The following is an 18,503-nucleotide window of genomic DNA, read 5'->3' on the forward strand; positions in this document are numbered from 1 at the left end:
TTTACCGGATGGCCAGTTGGTGCTGACCCAGGCGCCACCAGGTGCGCAGCGAGGACGGATGCGTTGCCGCTTCGGACAGATCATCAAGCCGGTCCCGGTCAAACCAGCGACCATCCCGCATCACCGCCTCGAGATCATGCAGGCGGGAAATGTCCTGCGTCGGATCACCGTCCACAAGGATGAGGTCGGCGGCACAGCCGACCGCCAGGCAGCCGATCTGACCGTCCATCCCCAGCACGTCCGCGCCATTCAGAGTGGCCGCCTGGATGGCTTCGAGCGGGGTCAGTCCGGCTTCCACGAGGATTTCCATCTCTCGCAAGGTCGAGACGCCATGCGGCGAGACCATCACGCCGGAATCCGTTCCCACGGTCAGCGGCACGCCGGCCTCGTGAAGCGCGCCGGTGAAGGCCACGTAGAAGGCCTGCATCCGGGTCCGGTCATCATGCTGGTAATCGCTCCAGAACGCCCACCCCTCGCGCTCAAATCCGGCAATCACCGGATTATAGCCGTCCATCTCGGGTCGCGTGATGTGGGCACCGCCGGTCTCCACGATCCGCGCCAGGTTCTCGTGCACGACAAGCGTCGGGTCCACGACCGTCCCGGAAGCAGCGATCTGACGGGCCAGGGCGCGCATGCGGTCCGGGTCCGTGTCATCGTCCAGCCCGTACCAGACGATCGACTCGGCATGCTCGAGCGTTCGCAGGCCGGCATCCAGCGAGGCCTCGAAAGCCAACGGGTCGGCTTCCGTACCTTCAACCGGGTGACCGCTCATCGTCATCCCGAGGGCGGCAGCTTCGTCGCGGATGGCGGCAAAACTCTCGCGGGACAGGTTCGAATAGACTTTCAGGTGGCGAAAACCGGCCGCGTATTGGCGCCGGACGGCGGCCCGTGCCTCTTCGGCACCAGCGACGGCTTCATGCAGGTCATTGCCGTTCCGGCCACCGGTTTCATTGAGAATGGGACCCGTCGTAATCAGGCGTGGCCCCAGAATATCGTCCCGTGCGAGCCGCTCGACCAGGGGCAGGTGAAACGGCATGCCTCCCATATTGCGCACGGTGGTGACGCCGTGTGACAGGCCGGCCGCGAGATCAGTTTCGTCAAACACATGCACATGAACATCGATGAGGCCGGGCAGCAGCGTTCGGCCCTGCGCATCGATCCGGTTGACCCCGTCCGCTGCAGCCGGAACTGTCCCGCTTCCCAGCCACTCGATACGGCCATCGACAACCAGCACCGAAGCCTCTGGCCGCGCAGCGCCGGTTGCCGGATCGAGCAGCACGGCGTTTTCGATCAACCAGGACCGGTTCCCGTCCCGGTCCGGCTGCATGGCCGCGGGTATCTGCCAGGCCGAAACGATGAAGGCGGTCACACCCGCCAGAAGAACGGCCACCACGACCAGGATTGTGCGCAACATGTCTGTCTCCCGTTTGTTGACAGGAGGACAGCAGCACGGCGACGCCGTTCGGTCGTCCGGGATCCGGATTCCGGACGTCCGAAATCCGTCAGTGCTTGGCTGGACTGGATGCCGGACCCGCCCCGGGCGGCGTCAGCGCAGCAGCATAGGCCGAGGGGGTCTGACCGGTTTCCCGCTTGAAGACAGAGTTGAAAACGGACTTGGAACTGAAGCCGGCCGTATAGGCCAGATCGATCAACCGGCTACGGGTCGGGCCGGCGGCATCTTCCTTCATCATCGCGCACACATCCTCGATCCGCAGCGCGTTGATATAGTCATTGAAATTGCGCCCGGTCTCCGACTTGATCGCCACCGACACCGCCCGCTCGGTGAGACGGGCTGCCGTGGCGACCTCCTGCCGGGTCAGTCGGGGTTCCGTGTAGAGTGCCTCGCCTCGCACGACCGCGTCGATGCGCTGGTATGTGGACGCATGGTCAGCGTCAGTCGCTGAGCCCGCCCCAGCTTCGACCGGTTTGATCGGCCTGCCACGCCACGAAACGAGCGACCCGTCGTCGAGCCCCGTAAACAAGCGACCATGGCGGACGGCGAGAACGATCAGGACGCACACGAACACCAGGGAGATCGCTATCTGAAAGACATAGGCCGATTGGGTCCCCAGCCAGGGCCAGTAGGGATGCAGCCAGCGCGCATCCATGCGGGCCATGTCGAATATGCCGTCCACGACGTAGAACGCGATCAGCCCCACCATCCAGTTCAGCTGGATGGTCTGGGCGTCCGAGCGTGTTTCGCGGGTGGCCTGGTGGAAGCGATGGATCATCACGATAGTGGCCGCCGAATAGGCGAACAGGCTCAGCCTGGCGGCATGCTCGACCAGGCCCACCCACGGCGTCAAAAACAGGGCGACAAGAAAGGGCAGCGCATGTGGCCAGTCGCGCCAGCGCAGACCCGGCCCGGACAGCATCACGCCGCGGGCGACCAGATAGACCAGCGGCGGATAGGCGAGGCGAAAGGCCGGCGTCACCAGCCAGATGCCGCGAAACCCGGCAACCTCCTCCAGAAAATTGAAGACCATCCAGAGCACGGACATCAGCATCAAGGCTGACGCCGCCCGCAGCCTCGGCTGCGATATGGTCAGGACGACCCCGAGGCCAGCGACCGCGATCAACGCGAATTGCAGGAGGTTGACGGCAGACAGGATCATAGCGCCAGACTAGCCCCGTCGCTGACGATGGCAATCAGGTCCGTCGACACCGGCCCGCACCGGGCTCACGCCTTCCACCCCCGGAATGCGCGATACTCACGGATCCCGGCGAGCGCCCGGTGCAGGGCTGTTTCGTCCCGTTTCCCGAAGGCATCCACGATCAGGCGATAAAGGTGCTCGGGCGCTTCCCGCAGATGGTCCGATCGCATCAGGTCCGGGTCGGGCACAACGCCATTTTCGGCCGCGCCGATCAGGGCCTGTTCAATGCGCCACAACTCACCTCGCAGGCCACCATCGCGCGATCTGTGTCCGAGGAACAGGATCGAGAGGATGACGACCAGTGCGATGGGAAGCAGGAATGCCATGCCACCGTCTTATTCGCTCGGCGTTGATGCCTCAATCGCCGCGATCACCGACCGCAGGTCGACGAATTTGAAGTTCTGGCCGCCCGTATCGTTTTCATCGTCCTGGACAACCAGCACCCCGGCCGGGAATTCCGGGCCGAGATCGGCCGCCGAGATGTCCAGACCGTCGGTGTGGGTGGCGCCGTCAATGACGGCGTCGACAATCTGCAGCCGTGTCACGAAGGCATGGCTTTCCAGATCATAAACGGCATAGGTGTTGTCGCCCTGGCTCGACACGACCAGCCAGCCGCCGCGCTCGCCTTGTGGCAACAGGGCTGCGCCCTCGGCATCGGCGGCGATTTCCCGGCCGTCGGTGACGGCGATGGGTTGCGGCTCGGCCGGATCGGTTGGCTCGGCACCCATGGTCCAGACGCCGACATTCTCCTCATTCATGTAGAGCTGGCCGGTCCGGTCATCGGCGACGCAGCCCTCGGCGATCGTCCCCAGCGTGACACGGCGCACTTCCTGCGTCGTCACAACCGTCCCGTCCCAGCCAAGCGCGTACTGGACGAAGGTTCCCGGCTCCTTGTCGGAGAGGAAGGCATAGAGCGACTGATCGACCGGCGAGCGATAGAGACAGAAGCCGTAGGGCTCGGTCACGTCCGCAACGGTGACAGCGCCGACATAAGTGACCTCGCGCGACGCCGGATCGATAAAGAAGAAGGCGATGCCGCCATTGGACCGGTCCGACGCGGCAGCCAGGTCGACGATGCGGTCCCCAAGGTCAAACCCGTAGCGGACATCGACATTATTGAGGCGCCCTTCGGGCAGATAGGCATGCTCGGCGCCGGTCATGGTGTAGACATAGACGCCATTGTCCTTGTCGGTTCCGAAGATGAGACTGTCGGCCGGGTTTTCGGCAACCCAGACTGCCGGATCGTCGGCGGCATCGCCCGTGCCAGCCACACTGGCCGTTTCCACGACAGCTTCGATCTCGACCGGCGGCAGGCCCTGGCTGCACGCAGCGACCACACTGGCCGTCGCAAGAAGTCCCAACACATGTCTCATCACACATCTCCCAAGCTTCAGCGCGCGCTTAGCATGGGGACAGGGGGGCGCTAAGCCGATTTCGGCGACATTTCCGTGACGACCCATACGTTAATACCGGTTGTCACGAAGCATCCAAGAAAACGACACGGAGGTGAGACGCAAACGTCATCACCATGTCGCCGCCCGGCGCGCATAGAGGCCCCAACTTTGCCCGCTCGGGCAAGGCACCAGTCATGTCCATGTGAGGGGGACTCCCATGAAAAAGACCATCGCCATGCTCGGCACGGCCTCCGTGCTCGCACTCGCGGCAGCCACCGCCGCCCATGCTGGCACCATCGCCGGCCGCGTCACCGACGCCTCTGAAACCATCGGCCTTGAAGGCGCCACGGTGCGCATCGTCGAGACCGGCCAGACCGCAACAGTCGGTGCTGACGGCACTTTCCGTGTCACCGGCCTCGCGGCGGGCGACTACACATTGCGTGTCAGCTATATCGGTGCGGACGTTCGCGAAGTCAGCGTCAACCTCGCCACGGTGAGCGACACCGTCTCCCCGACCATCACGCTCGGCGATGATGTCGACTATGTCGAGAACATCCTCGTCATGGGCCAGCGCGGCGCCCTCAACTCCGCCCTTTCGCGCCAGCGCGCGAATGACGGCAATGTCGCCGTCCTGTCTTCGGACGCCATCGGCCAGTTCCCGGACGAGAATGTTGCCGAAGCTGCCCGCCGCGCCGTCGGCGTGAACGTACTCAATGACCAGGGTGAAGGCCGCTTCGTCTCGATCCGCGGTCTCGATCCGAACCTCGTCTCCACCTCGATCAATGGCGTCCGCCTGGTGTCGCCGGAAGCCGAAGACCGCCAGGTCGGCCTCGATGTGATCGACGCCGACGTGCTCTCCAGCGTCGTGATCAACAAGTCGCTCCTGCCGAACATGGATGGCGACAGTGTTGGCGGTAATGTCGAGATCGAAACCATGTCCGGCCTGGATGTCGACGGCATGTATCTGCGTGCCCGCGTCGCCGGCCTCTACTCCGACCTGGAGCAGGAATTTGGCCATCGCGGCTCGATCAACTGGGCCAACAACTTCATGGACGGCCGTCTCGGCGTTGCCGGTTCGCTGTCCTACCAGCAGCGCGTCTTCGGCTCCGACAGCTTCGAAGTCGACGGTGGCTGGGATGTCGATGAAAGCGTTGCCTTCCCGAATGAAGTCGAGATGCGCAACTACCAGGTGACCCGCGAACGTACGACCGCGGCCCTGAATTTCGACTACCGCGTCAACAATGATCTGAGCCTCTACGCCCGCACGACCTGGTCTGACTTCTCGGACCAGGAGACCCGCAACCGGGTCGAGATCAAGTTCGAGGACGCCGAATATGACGACGTCAACTCGAGCGGCAATCTCGCAGTCTTTACGGCCGACGAGATGGAAATCGACCGCGATGTGAAAGACCGTCTGGAAACCCAGACAATCTTCGCCTCCGATTTCGGCGGTGAGTGGCTGAACGGCAATACATCGATCGACTGGTCGCTGTCCTACGTCTACGCCGAGGAAGCCGAGCCGAACCGCCTCGACACCGATTTCAGCTATGAATTCGAGAATGGCGAACTCTTCACGGTCGACTCCACCAACCCGCTCCGCCCGGAGCTCGGCTTTGGTGGCGGCATCACGACGGACCGTGTTTTCGACGCCTCCAACTACGAGAATTCCGGCTACGAGCTGACCAACGGCCTGTCGCAGGACCGCGAATACGCCGCCGCTATCAATGTCCGCCACGACATGGATTTCGGCACCATGCCTGGCTACATCCAATACGGTGTCCGGGCCCGTACACGGGACAAGAAATTCGCCCTGGATTTCGACGTCTATGACGATGACAGCCTGCTGCTGTCAGACGTGGTCCGCTCGGTCGAGTACGGCCAGGGCTCGATCGGCCCGGTTGCCGATCCTTCGCAGGTTCGCGATTACTTCTTCTCAAATCTCGGCAATCTCGACTATGTCGGCATCGACAGTGACATCGACAGCTTCGGCGCCTCCTACCGCGTCGAGGAAGATGTCATGGCCGGTTATCTGATGGGCTCGGTCGAGAACGGCCCGCTGCGCCTGGTCGGTGGTGTCCGTGTCGAACAGACCGACATGGCGGCTCGCGGCTACGAAACCTTCCTCGCCGAGGAAGATGCCACGGTGAACGGTGTCGTCCTGACCGAGGACACGGTGTTTGTGACCCCGACAACAGCCTCCGACGACTATACGGACGTGCTGCCGTCCATCCTCGCTCGCTACGAGCTGACCGAAAACGTAATCGTTCGCGGTGCCTATTTCGCCTCGATCCAGCGCCCGAACCCGGGCCAGTTCGCACCACGTATCCTGGTCGAGCAGAATGACAACGACGAAGTCGAGGGCGAGTTCGGCAATCCGGACCTCGAGCGCCTGGAAGCCGACAATTTCGATGTCTCCATCGAATGGTATCCGAACAATGACGCTGTCGTTTACCTCGGCTATTTCCGCAAGGATCTCGACAATGTCATCGCTGGTGTCGGTTATGAGAACATCACGCTGAACGGCCGCTTCTTCGACGAGGCCGCGTCCTTCATCAACCTGCCGGAAGCCGAAGTCTCGGGCATCGAGTTCAACTACCAGCAGGCGCTCGACTTCCTGCCGGTCGAAGGCTTCATCGCCGGCTTCAACTTCACCGCGACCGACAGTGAGGCGACACTCGCCGATGGCCGCGTCGTGCCGCTGCCGCGCCAGTCCGACAGCGTCTGGAACGCCGTGCTCGGCTATGACCGGGCCGGTTGGGACCTGCGCGCAGTGGTGTCGAGCCGCTCGGAATACCTGGACGAGATCCGCGGCGGTGCCGACGAGGATCGCTGGGTTCTCGAGCACACCCAGCTCGACCTCTCCGCCAAGTATTCCTTCAACGATACCTTCCAGGTCTTTGGTGATCTGAAGAACGTCACGGACGAGCCCTACCGCGCGGTCACCCGCCCGGACGGCATCGACCGTGTCGAGCAGTTCGAAGAATATGGCTGGTCGGCCGTCTTCGGTGTCCGCGTCACCTACTAGAACGCCGTCACACAAAACGACATGAAGAGCGCTCCGGGCCGGATGGTCCGGAGCGTTTTTCGCGTCGGGGGCGAGTTTTTTGTCCGTCCCGAACCGCGCCCCGCCGAGCCGTCGACAGCGCCCGGGAGACCCGGCTGCGCATCAACGGTCTGCGACACACAAGCATCGCGCCGCTGTCATGCGCCCGTCGCAACTCGCCCATAGAAGAGCGCCAACCCGCTCCTCCCTGAACGGGCTCGCGACTCGATTATCCCTCCGAGATGCAAACTAATGGGCCGCCCGGGTCGAGGGCGGCCCTTTTTGTATCGGCTTGTCTCCGGGGCTGTCAGCGTCAGATATTGCGGCGGATCGCGGCGCGGATCAGCGCATGGGCATCGTCGCTATTCCATTCCGCTGGCGCCGGCACCCGGCCGATCTCGCGACCCAGCCCGTCATAGAGAATGGACATCGGCAGGCCGATCGCCCGCACCCGATTTGGACTTGAAAAGGTCTCGTCATGGATGAGCGGCAGATTGTCGAGTTCCATCCGTGTCAGGAATTCCCGGGCATCCTCGATCGAGCGGTCCAGTGTCACTGTGACGACCTGGAATTGTTCGCCCCCCAATTCGGCCTGGAGCCCGGACAGGGCCGGCATTTCCTCAACGCAGGGTCCGCACCAGGTCGCCCAGTAATTCACCAGGATTACCTGCCCTCGATAGTCAGACAAACGAACCTCGCCGCCATCACCATCGCGATAGACCAGATCCGGTTGCGCCGGGGCGTCGTCGATCGAGACAAAGGCCCGCATCTCACCATGGGCATAGCTGTCCAGTGGACCGGTTTCGCCCTTGCTCGCACCGGAAACCATCACGTATAGAAACCATCCTATGGCGAGCACGGTCATGCCCAGTATACCAAGGCCGATCGGCGACATTTTCATCTCATTCTCCTCCACAGGATATCGACATGGCTGACGATACTTCGAACGACGCCGGGCAAAAGGCTTCCAGCGCCATGTGGGGCGGCCGCTTTTCGGCTGGCCCGTCGGCCGTCATGGAAGCCATCAATGCGTCGATCGACATTGATCAGCGAATGGCGGACCAGGATATTGATGGTTCCCTTGCCCATAGTCGAATGTTGGCCGCAACCGGGGTGATTTCAAGCGCCGATGCTGCGGCGATCCAGCGCGGACTGGAACAGGTCCGCTCTGAAATCCATGCCGGCGACTTTCCGTGGTCGAAAGCGCTCGAAGACGTGCACATGAATGTCGAGGCGCGGTTGAAGGAGATCATCGGCGAGCCAGCCGGCCGATTGCACACCGCGCGCTCGCGCAATGATCAGGTCGCCACTGATTTCCGGCTCTGGCTGCGCGATGCCTGCGACCGTATCGATGCCATGCTCGCCGCCTACCAGACCGCCCTGGTCAAGCAGGCCGAGACCCATGCCGATCAGGTCATGCCGGGATTCACCCACCTGCAAACCGCGCAACCGGTCTCGCTGGGTCACCATCTTCTCAGCTATGTCGAGGTTGCCCAGCGCGATCGCGGCCGTTTCGCCGATGCCCGCAAACGCCTCAATGAAAGCCCGCTGGGCTGTGCCGCCCTGGCAGGGACCGCTTTCCCCATCGACCGTGAGATGACCGCCAGCGATCTCGGCTTCGACCGACCGATGGCCAATTCACTCGATGGCGTCGCGGCGCGCGATTTCGCGCTGGAAGTGCTGTCGGCTGCCTCGATCTGCGCCGTGAACCTGTCGCGCTTTGCCGAGGAAATCGTGCTGTGGTGCACACGCCGTTTCGGCTTCGCCACCCTGTCCGACGCCTGGTCGACCGGCTCCTCGATCATGCCGCAAAAGCGCAATCCGGACGCCGCCGAGCTGGTGCGGGCAAAGCCGGGCCGCATCATCGGCTCCTTGACCGGACTGCTGACCGTGGTGAAGGGCCTGCCGCTCGCCTATTCCAAGGATTTGCAGGAAGACAAGGCCCCGGTCTTCCAGGCGATTGACGATCTGGAGCTGGCCCTGCTCTCGATGGCCGGCATGGCCGGCGACCTCTCCTTCTTCCCGGAAGCCCTGGAAGAAGCCGCCGGTGAAGCCTATTCCGACGCTACCGACCTCGCCGACTATGTCGTGCGCGAGCTGGGCAAGCCTTTCCGCGACGCGCATCACATCTCCGGATCGATCGTCAAACTGGCCGAGGCCAGAGGCGTACCGCTGGCAGAGCTGTCGCTGGCCGAGATGCAAAGCGTCGAACCGGCTATCGACGAGACCGTGTTTTCCGTGTTGAGTGCGCGGGCATCGATGATGAGCCGGACCAGTTTTGGCGGCACGTCGCCGATCCGGGTCCGCGAACAGGTGGCGATCTGGAAGGATCGCCTGGGTTGTTGAGAGCAATTGCGATGAAACGTCTGGCCACATTCACACTTGTCGCGCTCAGCGCGCTCGCCGTCGCGGCCTGCGGCCTGCGCGGTAATCTGGACCGCCCCGACCCTCTCTGGGGTGACCCGCCTGCCGCTGAAGACGAGACCGACGAATAGCCCGTCATGCCCAAGCGGCTCACCAAAGTGTAATGCATCGGAGCCTCGTTATTCCGCTGCACCGTGGTAGTTTTCACGCCATGCGTCGTACGTCCTTGATCCTCGCCTGGTTTTCGCTCGTCTGGGAGCGGTCGGTTCCGGTTGTCTGGCCGGCCATGGCCTGGGTCGCCAGCTTTGTGATTGTCGCACTGCTGGGCGTCTGGGACATGTTCGGCGACCCTTGGCGGGCAATCTACGCCGTCGTGACCTTCATCCTCGCGGTCTGGCTGACCAGACCCGGTGTGAGCGCCTTTCGCTGGCCGGACGCCGACGACACAGCTCGCCGGGTCGAAACCGACAGCCACATCACGGCACGGCCGCACGAAGCGCTCACCGACCGCCCGAGCGATGACGACCCGATCGCGCTCCGGGTCTGGACCGAGCATCAAACGCGCATGGCGGCCCGCCTGGCCGCAGCGCGTGCCCGCCGCCCGCGCGCTGCCTGGGCCCGCCTCGACCGCTTCGCCCTGCGCGGCATGTTGGGTCTCGGTCTCATCACCAGCTGGCTGATCGCTGGCCCCGCCGCTCGCGACCGGGTCGGAGAAGCCTTTTCGCCGAGGCAGATCATCGCCGGTGGCCAGACCCTGTCGATAGATGCCTGGATCGACCCGCCCGCCTATACCGGCCGGGCGCCGATCTTCCTGGCGGACGACAACCGGACAGCCACCGTTCCGGCCGGTTCGACCTTCGTCGCCCGTATCGCCGGATCCCGGCGCCAGCCGACCCTGACCCTGCGCGACAGCGACGGACGACAACGCGCCTCGGCCAATGAGATAGGCGACAGTGTCTGGGAACTGCGCCAACCCGTCGATCTGGACGCCAACCTGCGTCTTGCCGCGCCCGGCACTCGCGAAACCTGGTCGATCCGCGTCACCCCTGACATGCCGCCACGCGTGCGCCTGACCCAGGTGCCGGACTCGACTGCCGCCGGCGAACTCGATCTGGACTTCACGGTCACCGATGATTATGGCGCGACCGGCTATGCGCTCGAGCTCCGCCCCGAAGACGAAAATGACGCCGCCTGGCAGACACTTGAGATCGACACCAATGCGGTCGTGCCCAGCGGCGAAACCGACGCCATGTCGACCCTGCTGGAGACAGCCCGTCACCCTCTTGCCGGCAGCCGTGTCGAAATCCGTCTGGTCGCCACCGATGCCGCCGGCAATGCCGGACGGTCGCCGGAACTGGGCATCACCCTGCCGGCCCGCGTTTTCCTGGATTCACTGGCCCGCGCAATTGCCGAACAGCGCCGTGATGTGATGGCCGCCGATGCGGCCTATGCGCCGCTCGAGGAACCCGCACCCCTGTATGCCGAGGACGTCCCGACCGGTCCCGCCTATTTCACCGAGAACCCGGCCCGCCGCATCGAGCGGGCTCCCGAAGGCCTGCAACATGTCGCCCGCAGCCTCGCAGCGATCTCGGATGCGCCGGAATATTTTTTCGACGATCCCATCGTCTATCTCGGTCTGCGCGAAGCGCTGCACAGGCTGCGTCGCCAGCGAGACCAGGCAGCGCTGGGTGATCTGGAGGGCGACCTCTGGCAGATCGCTCTGCGTGCCGAGCTGGGCTCGCTTGCCGACGCCGAAGCGGCCTTGCGGGCTGCCGAACGCGCCTTGATGGAAGCCTTGGCACGCGGTGCCGACGAGACCGAGCTGGCAGCCCTGTTCGAGGCCTACCAGGAAGCCATGCAGAACTATATGGCGGCGATGGCCCGTGAGGCCGCCGAGGATGGCAATTTCGCCGAAGGCGGACAGGGCCCGAACCTGAATTCCGAAGGCCTGCAGGAAATGCTCGACGCGCTGCGTGACGCGGCCGAGCTGGGCAATACCGCCGATGCCCGCCAGGCCCTCGCTGCCCTGTCGGAAATGCTGCGCAACATGCAGATGCAATTGGGTCAGGGCGAAGGTGAGAGCCAGCCCAGCGACCCGATCTCCGAAGCCATTGCCGAGGCGCTCGAGGAATTGGGCGAAGTGATCGGCGAACAGCGTAATCTCCAGGACCAGACGTTCGGCCTGTCCGAACAGGAAGGCGGAGCCAGCCAGCCGCAATCGGGCAATTCATCGGGTCAGCAGCAACAGGGGCCCCAGTCCGGCGACGGTCCGCAATCGCTGGCCGAGAACCAGAGCGGTGGAGGCCAGAGTGCCCAGGCCCTCGCCGATGCCCAGGGGCAATTGGCCCAGCGTTTCTCCGAGTCTGCCGACGCCCTGCCCGGCAATGGCGAAGAAGCCATGGGCGGTGCCGGTGAAGCCATGCGCCAGGCTGAAGAAGCCCTGCGCAATGGCGATACCGATGGTGCCCTCGCAGCGCAGGAGCAAGCCCTGGCAGACCTGCGGTCCGGCGCCGAGCAACTTGCCCGGGAACTGCTTGAGCGGATGCAGGAGAATGGCAGCCAGATGGGCGAAGGCGAAGACAATCGCGACCCGCTGGGCCGCCCGGCCGAAGGCGCGTTCGCGGATGGATCCGGCGTCGAAGTCCCCGATGAAATGAGCCGGGCACGCGCAAGGGACATCCTGGAAGAACTCCGCCGCCGCGCCGCCGAAGCCGGCCGCCCCCAGGAAGAGCTCGACTATATCGAGCGCCTGCTCGACCGGTTCTGAATCAGGAAACTGATCCGCTGCACGCCAGGTCAGTGATGGTCTGTCGGGACCGGCTCGGCAGCCGCATGGGTATCTGCGGGAGCGCCGTGAGCCGCCTCAGTGTCCTCGGCATCCGGCTGCGCATGATCATCGGCTGCGTCATGGGCGGGCGCGCCGGCTTCAGCGCCATGCCCGTGTTCCGGCGCGTGGCCGGCACCGTCGCCATGTCCGTCCTGGACAGCATTGCCGTGGGCGGGCATCTCCATCAGCACCACCTCGACCTCAACCGCCTCCGGCGGCGGGTCTGAGACTACGGTGCGAAATTCCTGGCGACGGCCGGCATCCAGTCGCCCGGCCGGCATGGAGATCGTCCATTCCAGCACGGCTTCGCCCTGCGCGTCGCGCAGGATGGCGCGCAATGAGGGGATGGCGCGAGCGCGGCGGTCGAAATTGTGCACATCACCGGTAACCACCAGCAACGGCACGCCATGATCGACCTCGCGGGTGACGTCCAGCTCACCGACATCATAGCCCCAGGGATTGACCGATGTGCCGACCGCCGCATAGGCCGACGAGGCGCGCGGCCACAGGGTCACGATGTCGACGCGGAAAATCCAGGCACAGACGAACAGCACCGCGCAGGCTGTGACCAGCCCGCCCCAGGCGCCGCCGGCAGCGGCGGCCGACAGGGTCCGGCGTTTCTTTTCCTGACGCTCGCGAAAAGCAGTGTGGACTTTTTTCTCGGCCCCGGCCTCTTCGGCCGGCGCCTCGGGCGTAACCGGCGGGGCGGGTTGCAGGCTTGGCAGATCGCTGGGATCCTCGACCTCGGCCGTCCAGACATGACCGCAGGAGGCGCAGCGTACACGACGGCCGTTCGTGCCAATCGCATTGGGATTGGCACGGTAACGCGTGGTACATGACGGACAGCTGAGTACTATGCTCATATGAGTCGTCTACACATCTTCTTCGGCTCACCCGTCCCCATGGAGGATTTCCATCGTTTCGAGTTCATCCCAGTCGCCGCACATGGACCCGGAGCCGGTTATCCGCTTCGACAATGTCGGCATGCGGTATGGCCGGGGACCCGAGATTCTGCGCGATTTGTCCTTTGATTTACCACGCGGTTCTTTCCAATTCCTCACCGGGCCGTCCGGAGCCGGCAAAACCTCGCTGCTGCGACTGATTTATCTGGCCGCCAAACCGTCGCGCGGACTGATCAGCTATTTCGGCCGCGATGCCGCGACCCTGCCCCGCAACGAGCTGCCGGACCTGCGTCGACGGGTCGGCGTGGTGTTCCAGGAATTCCGCCTGCTCGGCCACATGAATGTGTTCGACAATGTTGCCCTGCCGCTGCGCGTCGCCGGCCGCAAGCGCCAGGACTATGCCGAGGATGTCGCCGAACTGCTGGCCTGGGTCGGACTGGGCGACAAGATGAACGCCCTGCCGGCGACCCTGTCAGGCGGCGAGCAGCAACGCGTGGCCATTGCCCGCGCGGTGGTCGGCCAGCCCGAAGTCCTGATCGCCGACGAGCCGACCGGCAATGTCGATCCGGAAATGGGGATGCGCCTGCTGCGCCTGTTCACCGAGCTGAACAAGCTGGGCACCACCATCATCATCGCCACCCATGACCTGCAATTGGTGCGCATGCTGGATGCCCCGGTGATGACGCTCTCCAACGGGCATCTTCACATCCGCCCGCCACGCAGCGTCCGCCAGCGCATGCGGGAAGAAGCTGAGGCAGAGGCTGAGGCAGAGGCTGAGGCTGAGGCAGAGGCCGACCGTATTGCGGCCGCACCGGCAGCAGCCGCCCCCCGCATCCACGACCCGTCCGATACGGCCAGCGGGCCTGATGGGGATGACAGTGACGGGGGGAATGATGACTGACGCCCTGCCCAAACCGCCCTCCGGCGGGAATGGACGACTGCTCCCCCCCGATGCCGGCCGTGACCGCCCGCTCTTCGTTGTCGCCGCCATCCTCGTCTTCCTCGCCTGCATCGCAGCCCTTGGCGCGCGCGGAGCCTGGCTGCAAGCGCAAAGCTGGACGACCGATCTGGAAACATCACTCACCATCCAGGTCCGCCCGGTCGAAGGACGTGATGCCGATGCCGATGCCGTGCGCGCGGCTGAACTTGCCGCCGCGATTGAAGGTGTGGAGCAGGCGACCGCGCGCGGCCGCGACCATGCGCTGGCCCTGCTGACACCCTGGCTGGGCGAGGGCAACCTGCCCGACGACCTGCCCCTGCCACTCCTGGTCGATGTGCGCACGCGCTCGGGCAGCGTGATCGACACCGCAACATTGCAGGCGCAACTCGACGCCGAGGGCATGGCGGCCCGGATTGATGATCACGGGCGCTGGGCCAATGCCGTTCGCCGCGCGGCCGGGACGGCGCAGGCGCTCGGCCTCGGACTGCTCGCCCTGCTCGCCGGCGCCGCTGCCGCAGTGATCGCCTTCGCAGCCCGTGCCAGTCTCGCGGCCCGGTTGGACGTGATTGACGCCCTGCATCTTTGTGGCGCCGAAGACCGTTTCATTGCCGGCCTGTTCCAGCGCCGTTTTTTCATGCTGGGCCTGAAGTCCGGGGTCGCGGGGGCTGTCTTTGCCGGCCTCGTGTCGATCCTTGTCAGCCTCGGCGACGCGCCGGCCGACATGGCATTCTTCCTGCCGCAATGGGCGTCGGATCCGTTCGAGTTCGTGCTGCTTGCGATCGCCCCCTTGCTGGCCGGCATCACCGCCGCCATCTCTGCACGTCTGGCGGTGGCTTCCGATCTGCGGGGGCGCTGGTGACCGACCATAAATCCGCCTGCTTCGCACGGGAGTCTTGATGTTGGCGAGGTTCGACCTGTCCGGCCGCCCGGCGGCCAGACCATATTGGAGAGCGGCATGAAACAGAGCTGGCTCTGGCTGCGAGGCCTGTGTTTTGTCGTCGTCCTGGCGAGCATGATCGGTTTTGCCGCCTATGCCGGGAAGGTCACCGGGTATGACCTGCCGGCCACAGACAACACGGTCGATGCCATCATTGTCCTGACCGGGGATGCCGGACGGCTCTCGGCAGGTGGTGAGTTATTGCAGGACGGCCGGGCGTCGCACCTGATGATTTCCGGCGTCCACCCGTCAGTCACGACTGCCGACATTCGCCGCCAGACCGGGTTGGGCGACGACGCCTTCAGCTGTTGTGTCACCCTGGGGCGTGAGGCAACCGATACCGTCGGCAATGCCCGCGAAGCCGCCGCCTATGTGCAGGCGAACGGTTATGATCGCTTGATCATCGTCACCTCAGACTATCATCTGCCCCGCAGTCTCCTGGAGTTTCGCAGCCACATGCCCGGCGTTGACCTGATCCCCTACCCTGTTCGCACGCAGGCCCCCTGGCAGGATGTCGGCGCCCTGAGGCTCTGGCTCCAGGAATACGCCAAGTACACGACGGTCCAGCTGAGACACTCGCTGACCTCGCAGACGGAAGACGCCTGATGCGCTTTTTGCGATCCCTCATTTTCTACATCTGGATGTACGGGCTGATGATCGTGTTCGGCCTGGCCGGAACACCTTTCCTGCTCGGCCCGAGGTCCTGGGCCCGCGGCATCCTGCGCGCCTATCTCAAGGTGGTCTGGTTCGGCATGCGCTGGATCATGGGCGTAACCTTCGAAGTGCGCGGCCGCGAGCATCTCACCAGCGGCGGCGCCCTGGTCGCCTCCAAGCATATGAGCATGTGGGAAACTCTGGCCTTCTGGGAAATCCTGCCAGATCCGGCGATCATCCTGAAGAAGTCGCTGGTCTACATGCCAATTTTCGGCTGGTTCGCGGTCAAGCTCGGCAATATCTCGATCGACCGCAAAGGCGGTGGCAAGGCACTGAAAGGCATGTTGCGTGATGCAGCAGCCCGCGGCAGCGAAAACCGCCAGGTCCTGATCTTTCCGGAAGGAACGCGGGTCATGCCCGGCGAAGCCCCCGAGCTGAAGCCGGGAATTGCCGGCCTCTACAAGTCGATGGGCAAGCCGTGCATTCCGGTTGCGCTAAATTCCGGCGTCCACCTGCAGACCTATTGCGGCTTGCGCAAGCCCGGCCGGATCGTGGTCGAATTCCTGGAGCCGATCGCGCCCGGGCTCGACAAGGCCCGCTTCATGCAGCAGCTTCACCAGCGCATCAACACCGCCACCGATGCGCTTCTGGCGGCAGGACAGCCGGCCACCGAGAAAGAGACCTGATCATGGACGGGCGTTTGCGTTTCATCCTGCCGTTCGGCGCGATCCTTTTCGTGTTCGTGCTCTATTCGGCCTACTGGTTCTATGCCTCGACCCAGATCCGGGCGGCCGTGGAGGACTGGGTCGCTGACCAGGAAGCCGCCGGCTATGTGATCGAGCGCGAAGCCTTGACCGTGTCGGGCTACCCCTATCGTTTCCAGATCACCTTCCGCGAGCCGAACATCACGGCGCCGGCCAGCGATGGCGGCTGGCACGCGGAACTGGCCAGCCTGCAGGCCCATGCCGTGCCCTACGACCTGTCACACTGGATCGTCCGCTTTGGCGGGCCGGCCTTTCTCGATGATCTGAACGCGCCCGGCAGCCGCCTGGAACTGGACGCCAGCGATGCCCGCGTCAGCCTCGTCTACGACGATGCCGGAGAGACTACCCGGGTCGGTGCCGACCTGGTCGATCTCACAGTTGTCACACGTGCCGGCGACGCCCCGGACATTCGTTCGATCGGCGCGCTCTATCTCAATGGCGTCGTTGCAACCGACAACACGCTGCGCGTTCGCGGCATGGCTGAGAATGTGATCGCGGCACCAGGCGTGCTCGACCCGGACGTTGAACGGGCCTTCGGTGAGACGCTGGCAATGGCCCGGCTGGAGTTCACGGTTACCGAATGGTCGTCTCTGGCCCGGAATGCCGACGCCATGGCCTGGAGCCAGGCCGGCGGTCGTCTGGACATCACCGATGCCGGTCTGCAGTGGGGACCGGCCGACCTCACCGCCGTCGGCGAATTCACGGTCGACCGGATGGCGCGTCCGGACGGTCGCCTGTCCTTGCGGGTCACCGACCCTGACACGCTGGCCGAGGCCCTGGTGGAAGCCGGGCTTATCCCCGAGCAGAACCGCGAAGCGCTACGGGTCGCCGCGATGATGGCACCGCGGGGACCGGAAGGCGTGTCCCTGCCCTTCCGCATTCGCGATGGCGGCGTCTATCTCGGTCCGGCCCGGCTGGGCGGCCTGGAAGACTAGGCCTTCATGAAGGTCGACAGGGCGTCGACCAGACGCCGGTTTTCCGTCTCGCTGCCGACCGTGGCCCGCAGCGCATTGGGCAGGCCATACGGATCAACTGCACGGATGATCAGCCCCTGGGACGTCAGATAGGCGTCGGCATCTGCGGCCGTCTTTCCGGGTGTCTCGGGGAAATGGATCAGCACGAAATTGCAGACACTGGGTGTCACTTCCAGACCCAGCCCGCCGATTTGCTGACGCAAGAAGGCAACCCACTCCTCGTTGTGCTCGACCGAGCGCTTCATGAAGTCCCGGTCCTGGATCGCCGCGGTGCCGGCTTCGATCGCAGCCATGTTGACGTTGAACGGGCCGCGCACACGGTGCAGCACGTCGATGATCGCCTTGTTGCCATAGGCCCAGCCGAGACGCAGCGCCGCCAGACCGTGGATTTTCGAGAATGTGCGCGTGACAATCACATCATCGCGCTCCCGGGCGAGTTCGATCCCGGCTTCATAGTCGGGATTGTCCACGAACTCCGCATAGGCGGCATCCAGAACCAGCAAGGTCGACGCCGGCAGTCCATCGCGCAGGCGGCGGACTTCGGCAGCGGAAATATAGGTGCCGGTCGGATTGTTGGGATTGGCGAGGAAGACGATCCGGGTGTCATCGCCGGCCGCCTCGAGGATGGCATCAACGTCCGAGCGATAGTCCCGCTCCGGTGCGGACACCAAATTGGCACCGCACTGCATGGCCACCAAACGGTAGACCAAGAATCCGTACTGCGACTGGACGACCTTGTCGCCGGGATTGAGGTAAGCGCGACCAAGGAGTTGCAGGAGTTCGTCGGACCCGGTGCCGCAAACAATGTTTTCCGCTTCCAGGCCTTCGGCTTCCGCAATCGCTTCGCGCAGCTTGGTGGCGCCGCCATCCGGATAGAGGTGGAGTTTCGACGCAGTCGCCGTCATCGCGGCCGCGGCCTTGTCAGAACAGCCCAGCGCATTCTCGTTGGAGGACAGCTTGACCGGGTTCTCAATCCCGGGCGCTTCGGAGGAGCCCGGCTTGTAAGGACGGATGTCCAGAATGCCCGCGCGAGGTTCGATGGCCATGATA

The 18,503-nt window shown here is 64.4% G+C and carries 16 protein-coding genes; 9 read left to right on the forward strand and 7 right to left on the reverse strand.

Going from position 1 to position 18,503, the window contains the following annotated elements; all coding sequences use genetic code 11:
* Position 1 precedes the first annotated feature (1 nt).
* The 4 genes from MMAR10_RS12250 to MMAR10_RS12265 all read right to left on the reverse strand — a co-directional run bounded on the left by MMAR10_RS12250 (position 2) and on the right by MMAR10_RS12265 (position 4,027).
* Complete coding sequence (locus MMAR10_RS12250; RefSeq protein ID WP_011644302.1) at positions 2-1,414, reverse strand: amidohydrolase family protein; 1,413 nt, start codon at positions 1,412-1,414, stop codon at positions 2-4.
* Positions 1,415-1,502: 88 nt separating this feature from the next.
* Positions 1,503-2,615: a helix-turn-helix transcriptional regulator gene (locus MMAR10_RS12255; protein WP_011644303.1), complete on the reverse strand. Its 1,113-nt coding sequence runs from the start codon at positions 2,613-2,615 to the stop codon at positions 1,503-1,505.
* Positions 2,616-2,680: 65 nt separating this feature from the next.
* Positions 2,681-2,980: a hypothetical protein gene (locus MMAR10_RS12260; protein WP_011644304.1), complete on the reverse strand. Its 300-nt coding sequence runs from the start codon at positions 2,978-2,980 to the stop codon at positions 2,681-2,683.
* Positions 2,981-2,989: 9 nt separating this feature from the next.
* On the reverse strand, positions 2,990-4,027 hold the full coding sequence (locus MMAR10_RS12265; protein ID WP_011644305.1) for a phytase: 1,038 nt from the start codon (positions 4,025-4,027) through the stop codon (positions 2,990-2,992).
* A gap of 238 nt (positions 4,028-4,265) precedes the next feature.
* Between MMAR10_RS12265 and MMAR10_RS12270 the strand changes: the two genes are divergently transcribed.
* Positions 4,266-7,073, forward strand: a complete 2,808-nt coding sequence (locus tag MMAR10_RS12270) for a TonB-dependent receptor (RefSeq protein ID WP_011644306.1) — start codon at positions 4,266-4,268, stop codon at positions 7,071-7,073.
* A 331-nt stretch (positions 7,074-7,404) separates the two neighbouring features.
* Here the strand turns inward: MMAR10_RS12270 and MMAR10_RS12275 are convergent, their stop codons facing one another.
* Positions 7,405-7,992, reverse strand: coding sequence for a TlpA family protein disulfide reductase (locus tag MMAR10_RS12275; RefSeq protein ID WP_011644307.1), 588 nt, complete (start codon positions 7,990-7,992; stop codon positions 7,405-7,407).
* Between the two features lie 26 nt (positions 7,993-8,018).
* Between MMAR10_RS12275 and argH the strand changes: the two genes are divergently transcribed.
* The 3 genes from argH (at position 8,019) to MMAR10_RS12285 (ending at position 12,222) form a co-directional block, all read left to right on the forward strand.
* On the forward strand, positions 8,019-9,437 hold the full coding sequence (argH, locus tag MMAR10_RS12280; protein WP_011644308.1) for an argininosuccinate lyase: 1,419 nt from the start codon (positions 8,019-8,021) through the stop codon (positions 9,435-9,437).
* 11 nt (positions 9,438-9,448) lie between these two features.
* Positions 9,449-9,586 carry an LPS translocon maturation chaperone LptM gene (lptM, locus tag MMAR10_RS17095; RefSeq protein ID WP_190273922.1) on the forward strand — a complete coding sequence of 46 codons (138 nt, stop codon included), beginning with the start codon at positions 9,449-9,451 and terminating at the stop codon, positions 9,584-9,586.
* A gap of 80 nt (positions 9,587-9,666) precedes the next feature.
* Complete coding sequence (locus tag MMAR10_RS12285; protein ID WP_041636981.1) at positions 9,667-12,222, forward strand: DUF4175 domain-containing protein; 2,556 nt, start codon at positions 9,667-9,669, stop codon at positions 12,220-12,222.
* Positions 12,223-12,251: 29 nt separating this feature from the next.
* Here the strand turns inward: MMAR10_RS12285 and MMAR10_RS12290 are convergent, their stop codons facing one another.
* Positions 12,252-13,145, reverse strand: coding sequence for a DUF3426 domain-containing protein (locus MMAR10_RS12290; protein ID WP_011644310.1), 894 nt, complete (start codon positions 13,143-13,145; stop codon positions 12,252-12,254).
* A gap of 82 nt (positions 13,146-13,227) precedes the next feature.
* Here MMAR10_RS12290 and ftsE point away from each other — a divergent pair, with 82 nt between their 5' ends.
* From ftsE to MMAR10_RS12315, 5 genes are all read left to right on the forward strand, one after another.
* On the forward strand, positions 13,228-14,085 hold the full coding sequence (gene ftsE / locus MMAR10_RS12295; RefSeq protein ID WP_011644311.1) for a cell division ATP-binding protein FtsE: 858 nt from the start codon (positions 13,228-13,230) through the stop codon (positions 14,083-14,085).
* A complete protein-coding gene (locus MMAR10_RS12300) occupies positions 14,075-14,983 on the forward strand; it encodes a cell division protein FtsX (RefSeq protein ID WP_233353829.1) in 909 nt (302 codons plus the stop codon). The genes ftsE and MMAR10_RS12300 overlap by 11 nt, the downstream gene beginning before the upstream one ends.
* A gap of 96 nt (positions 14,984-15,079) precedes the next feature.
* Positions 15,080-15,667, forward strand: a complete 588-nt coding sequence (locus tag MMAR10_RS12305; protein ID WP_011644313.1) for a YdcF family protein — start codon at positions 15,080-15,082, stop codon at positions 15,665-15,667.
* Positions 15,667-16,401 (forward strand): lysophospholipid acyltransferase family protein, encoded by a 735-nt coding sequence (locus MMAR10_RS12310; protein ID WP_011644314.1) that lies wholly within the window; start codon positions 15,667-15,669, stop codon positions 16,399-16,401. Before MMAR10_RS12305 ends, MMAR10_RS12310 begins: the two co-directional genes overlap by 1 nt.
* A gap of 2 nt (positions 16,402-16,403) precedes the next feature.
* On the forward strand, positions 16,404-17,414 hold the full coding sequence (locus MMAR10_RS12315; protein WP_011644315.1) for a DUF2125 domain-containing protein: 1,011 nt from the start codon (positions 16,404-16,406) through the stop codon (positions 17,412-17,414).
* On the opposite strand, the gene hisC is transcribed toward MMAR10_RS12315, so the two are convergent.
* On the reverse strand, positions 17,411-18,499 hold the full coding sequence (gene hisC / locus MMAR10_RS12320; protein ID WP_011644316.1) for a histidinol-phosphate transaminase: 1,089 nt from the start codon (positions 18,497-18,499) through the stop codon (positions 17,411-17,413). The genes MMAR10_RS12315 and hisC overlap by 4 nt on opposite strands.
* Positions 18,500-18,503 lie beyond the last annotated feature (4 nt).

The sequence above is a fragment of the Maricaulis maris MCS10 genome (genome assembly GCF_000014745.1).
GTDB lineage: Bacteria > Pseudomonadota > Alphaproteobacteria > Caulobacterales > Maricaulaceae > Maricaulis > Maricaulis maris_A.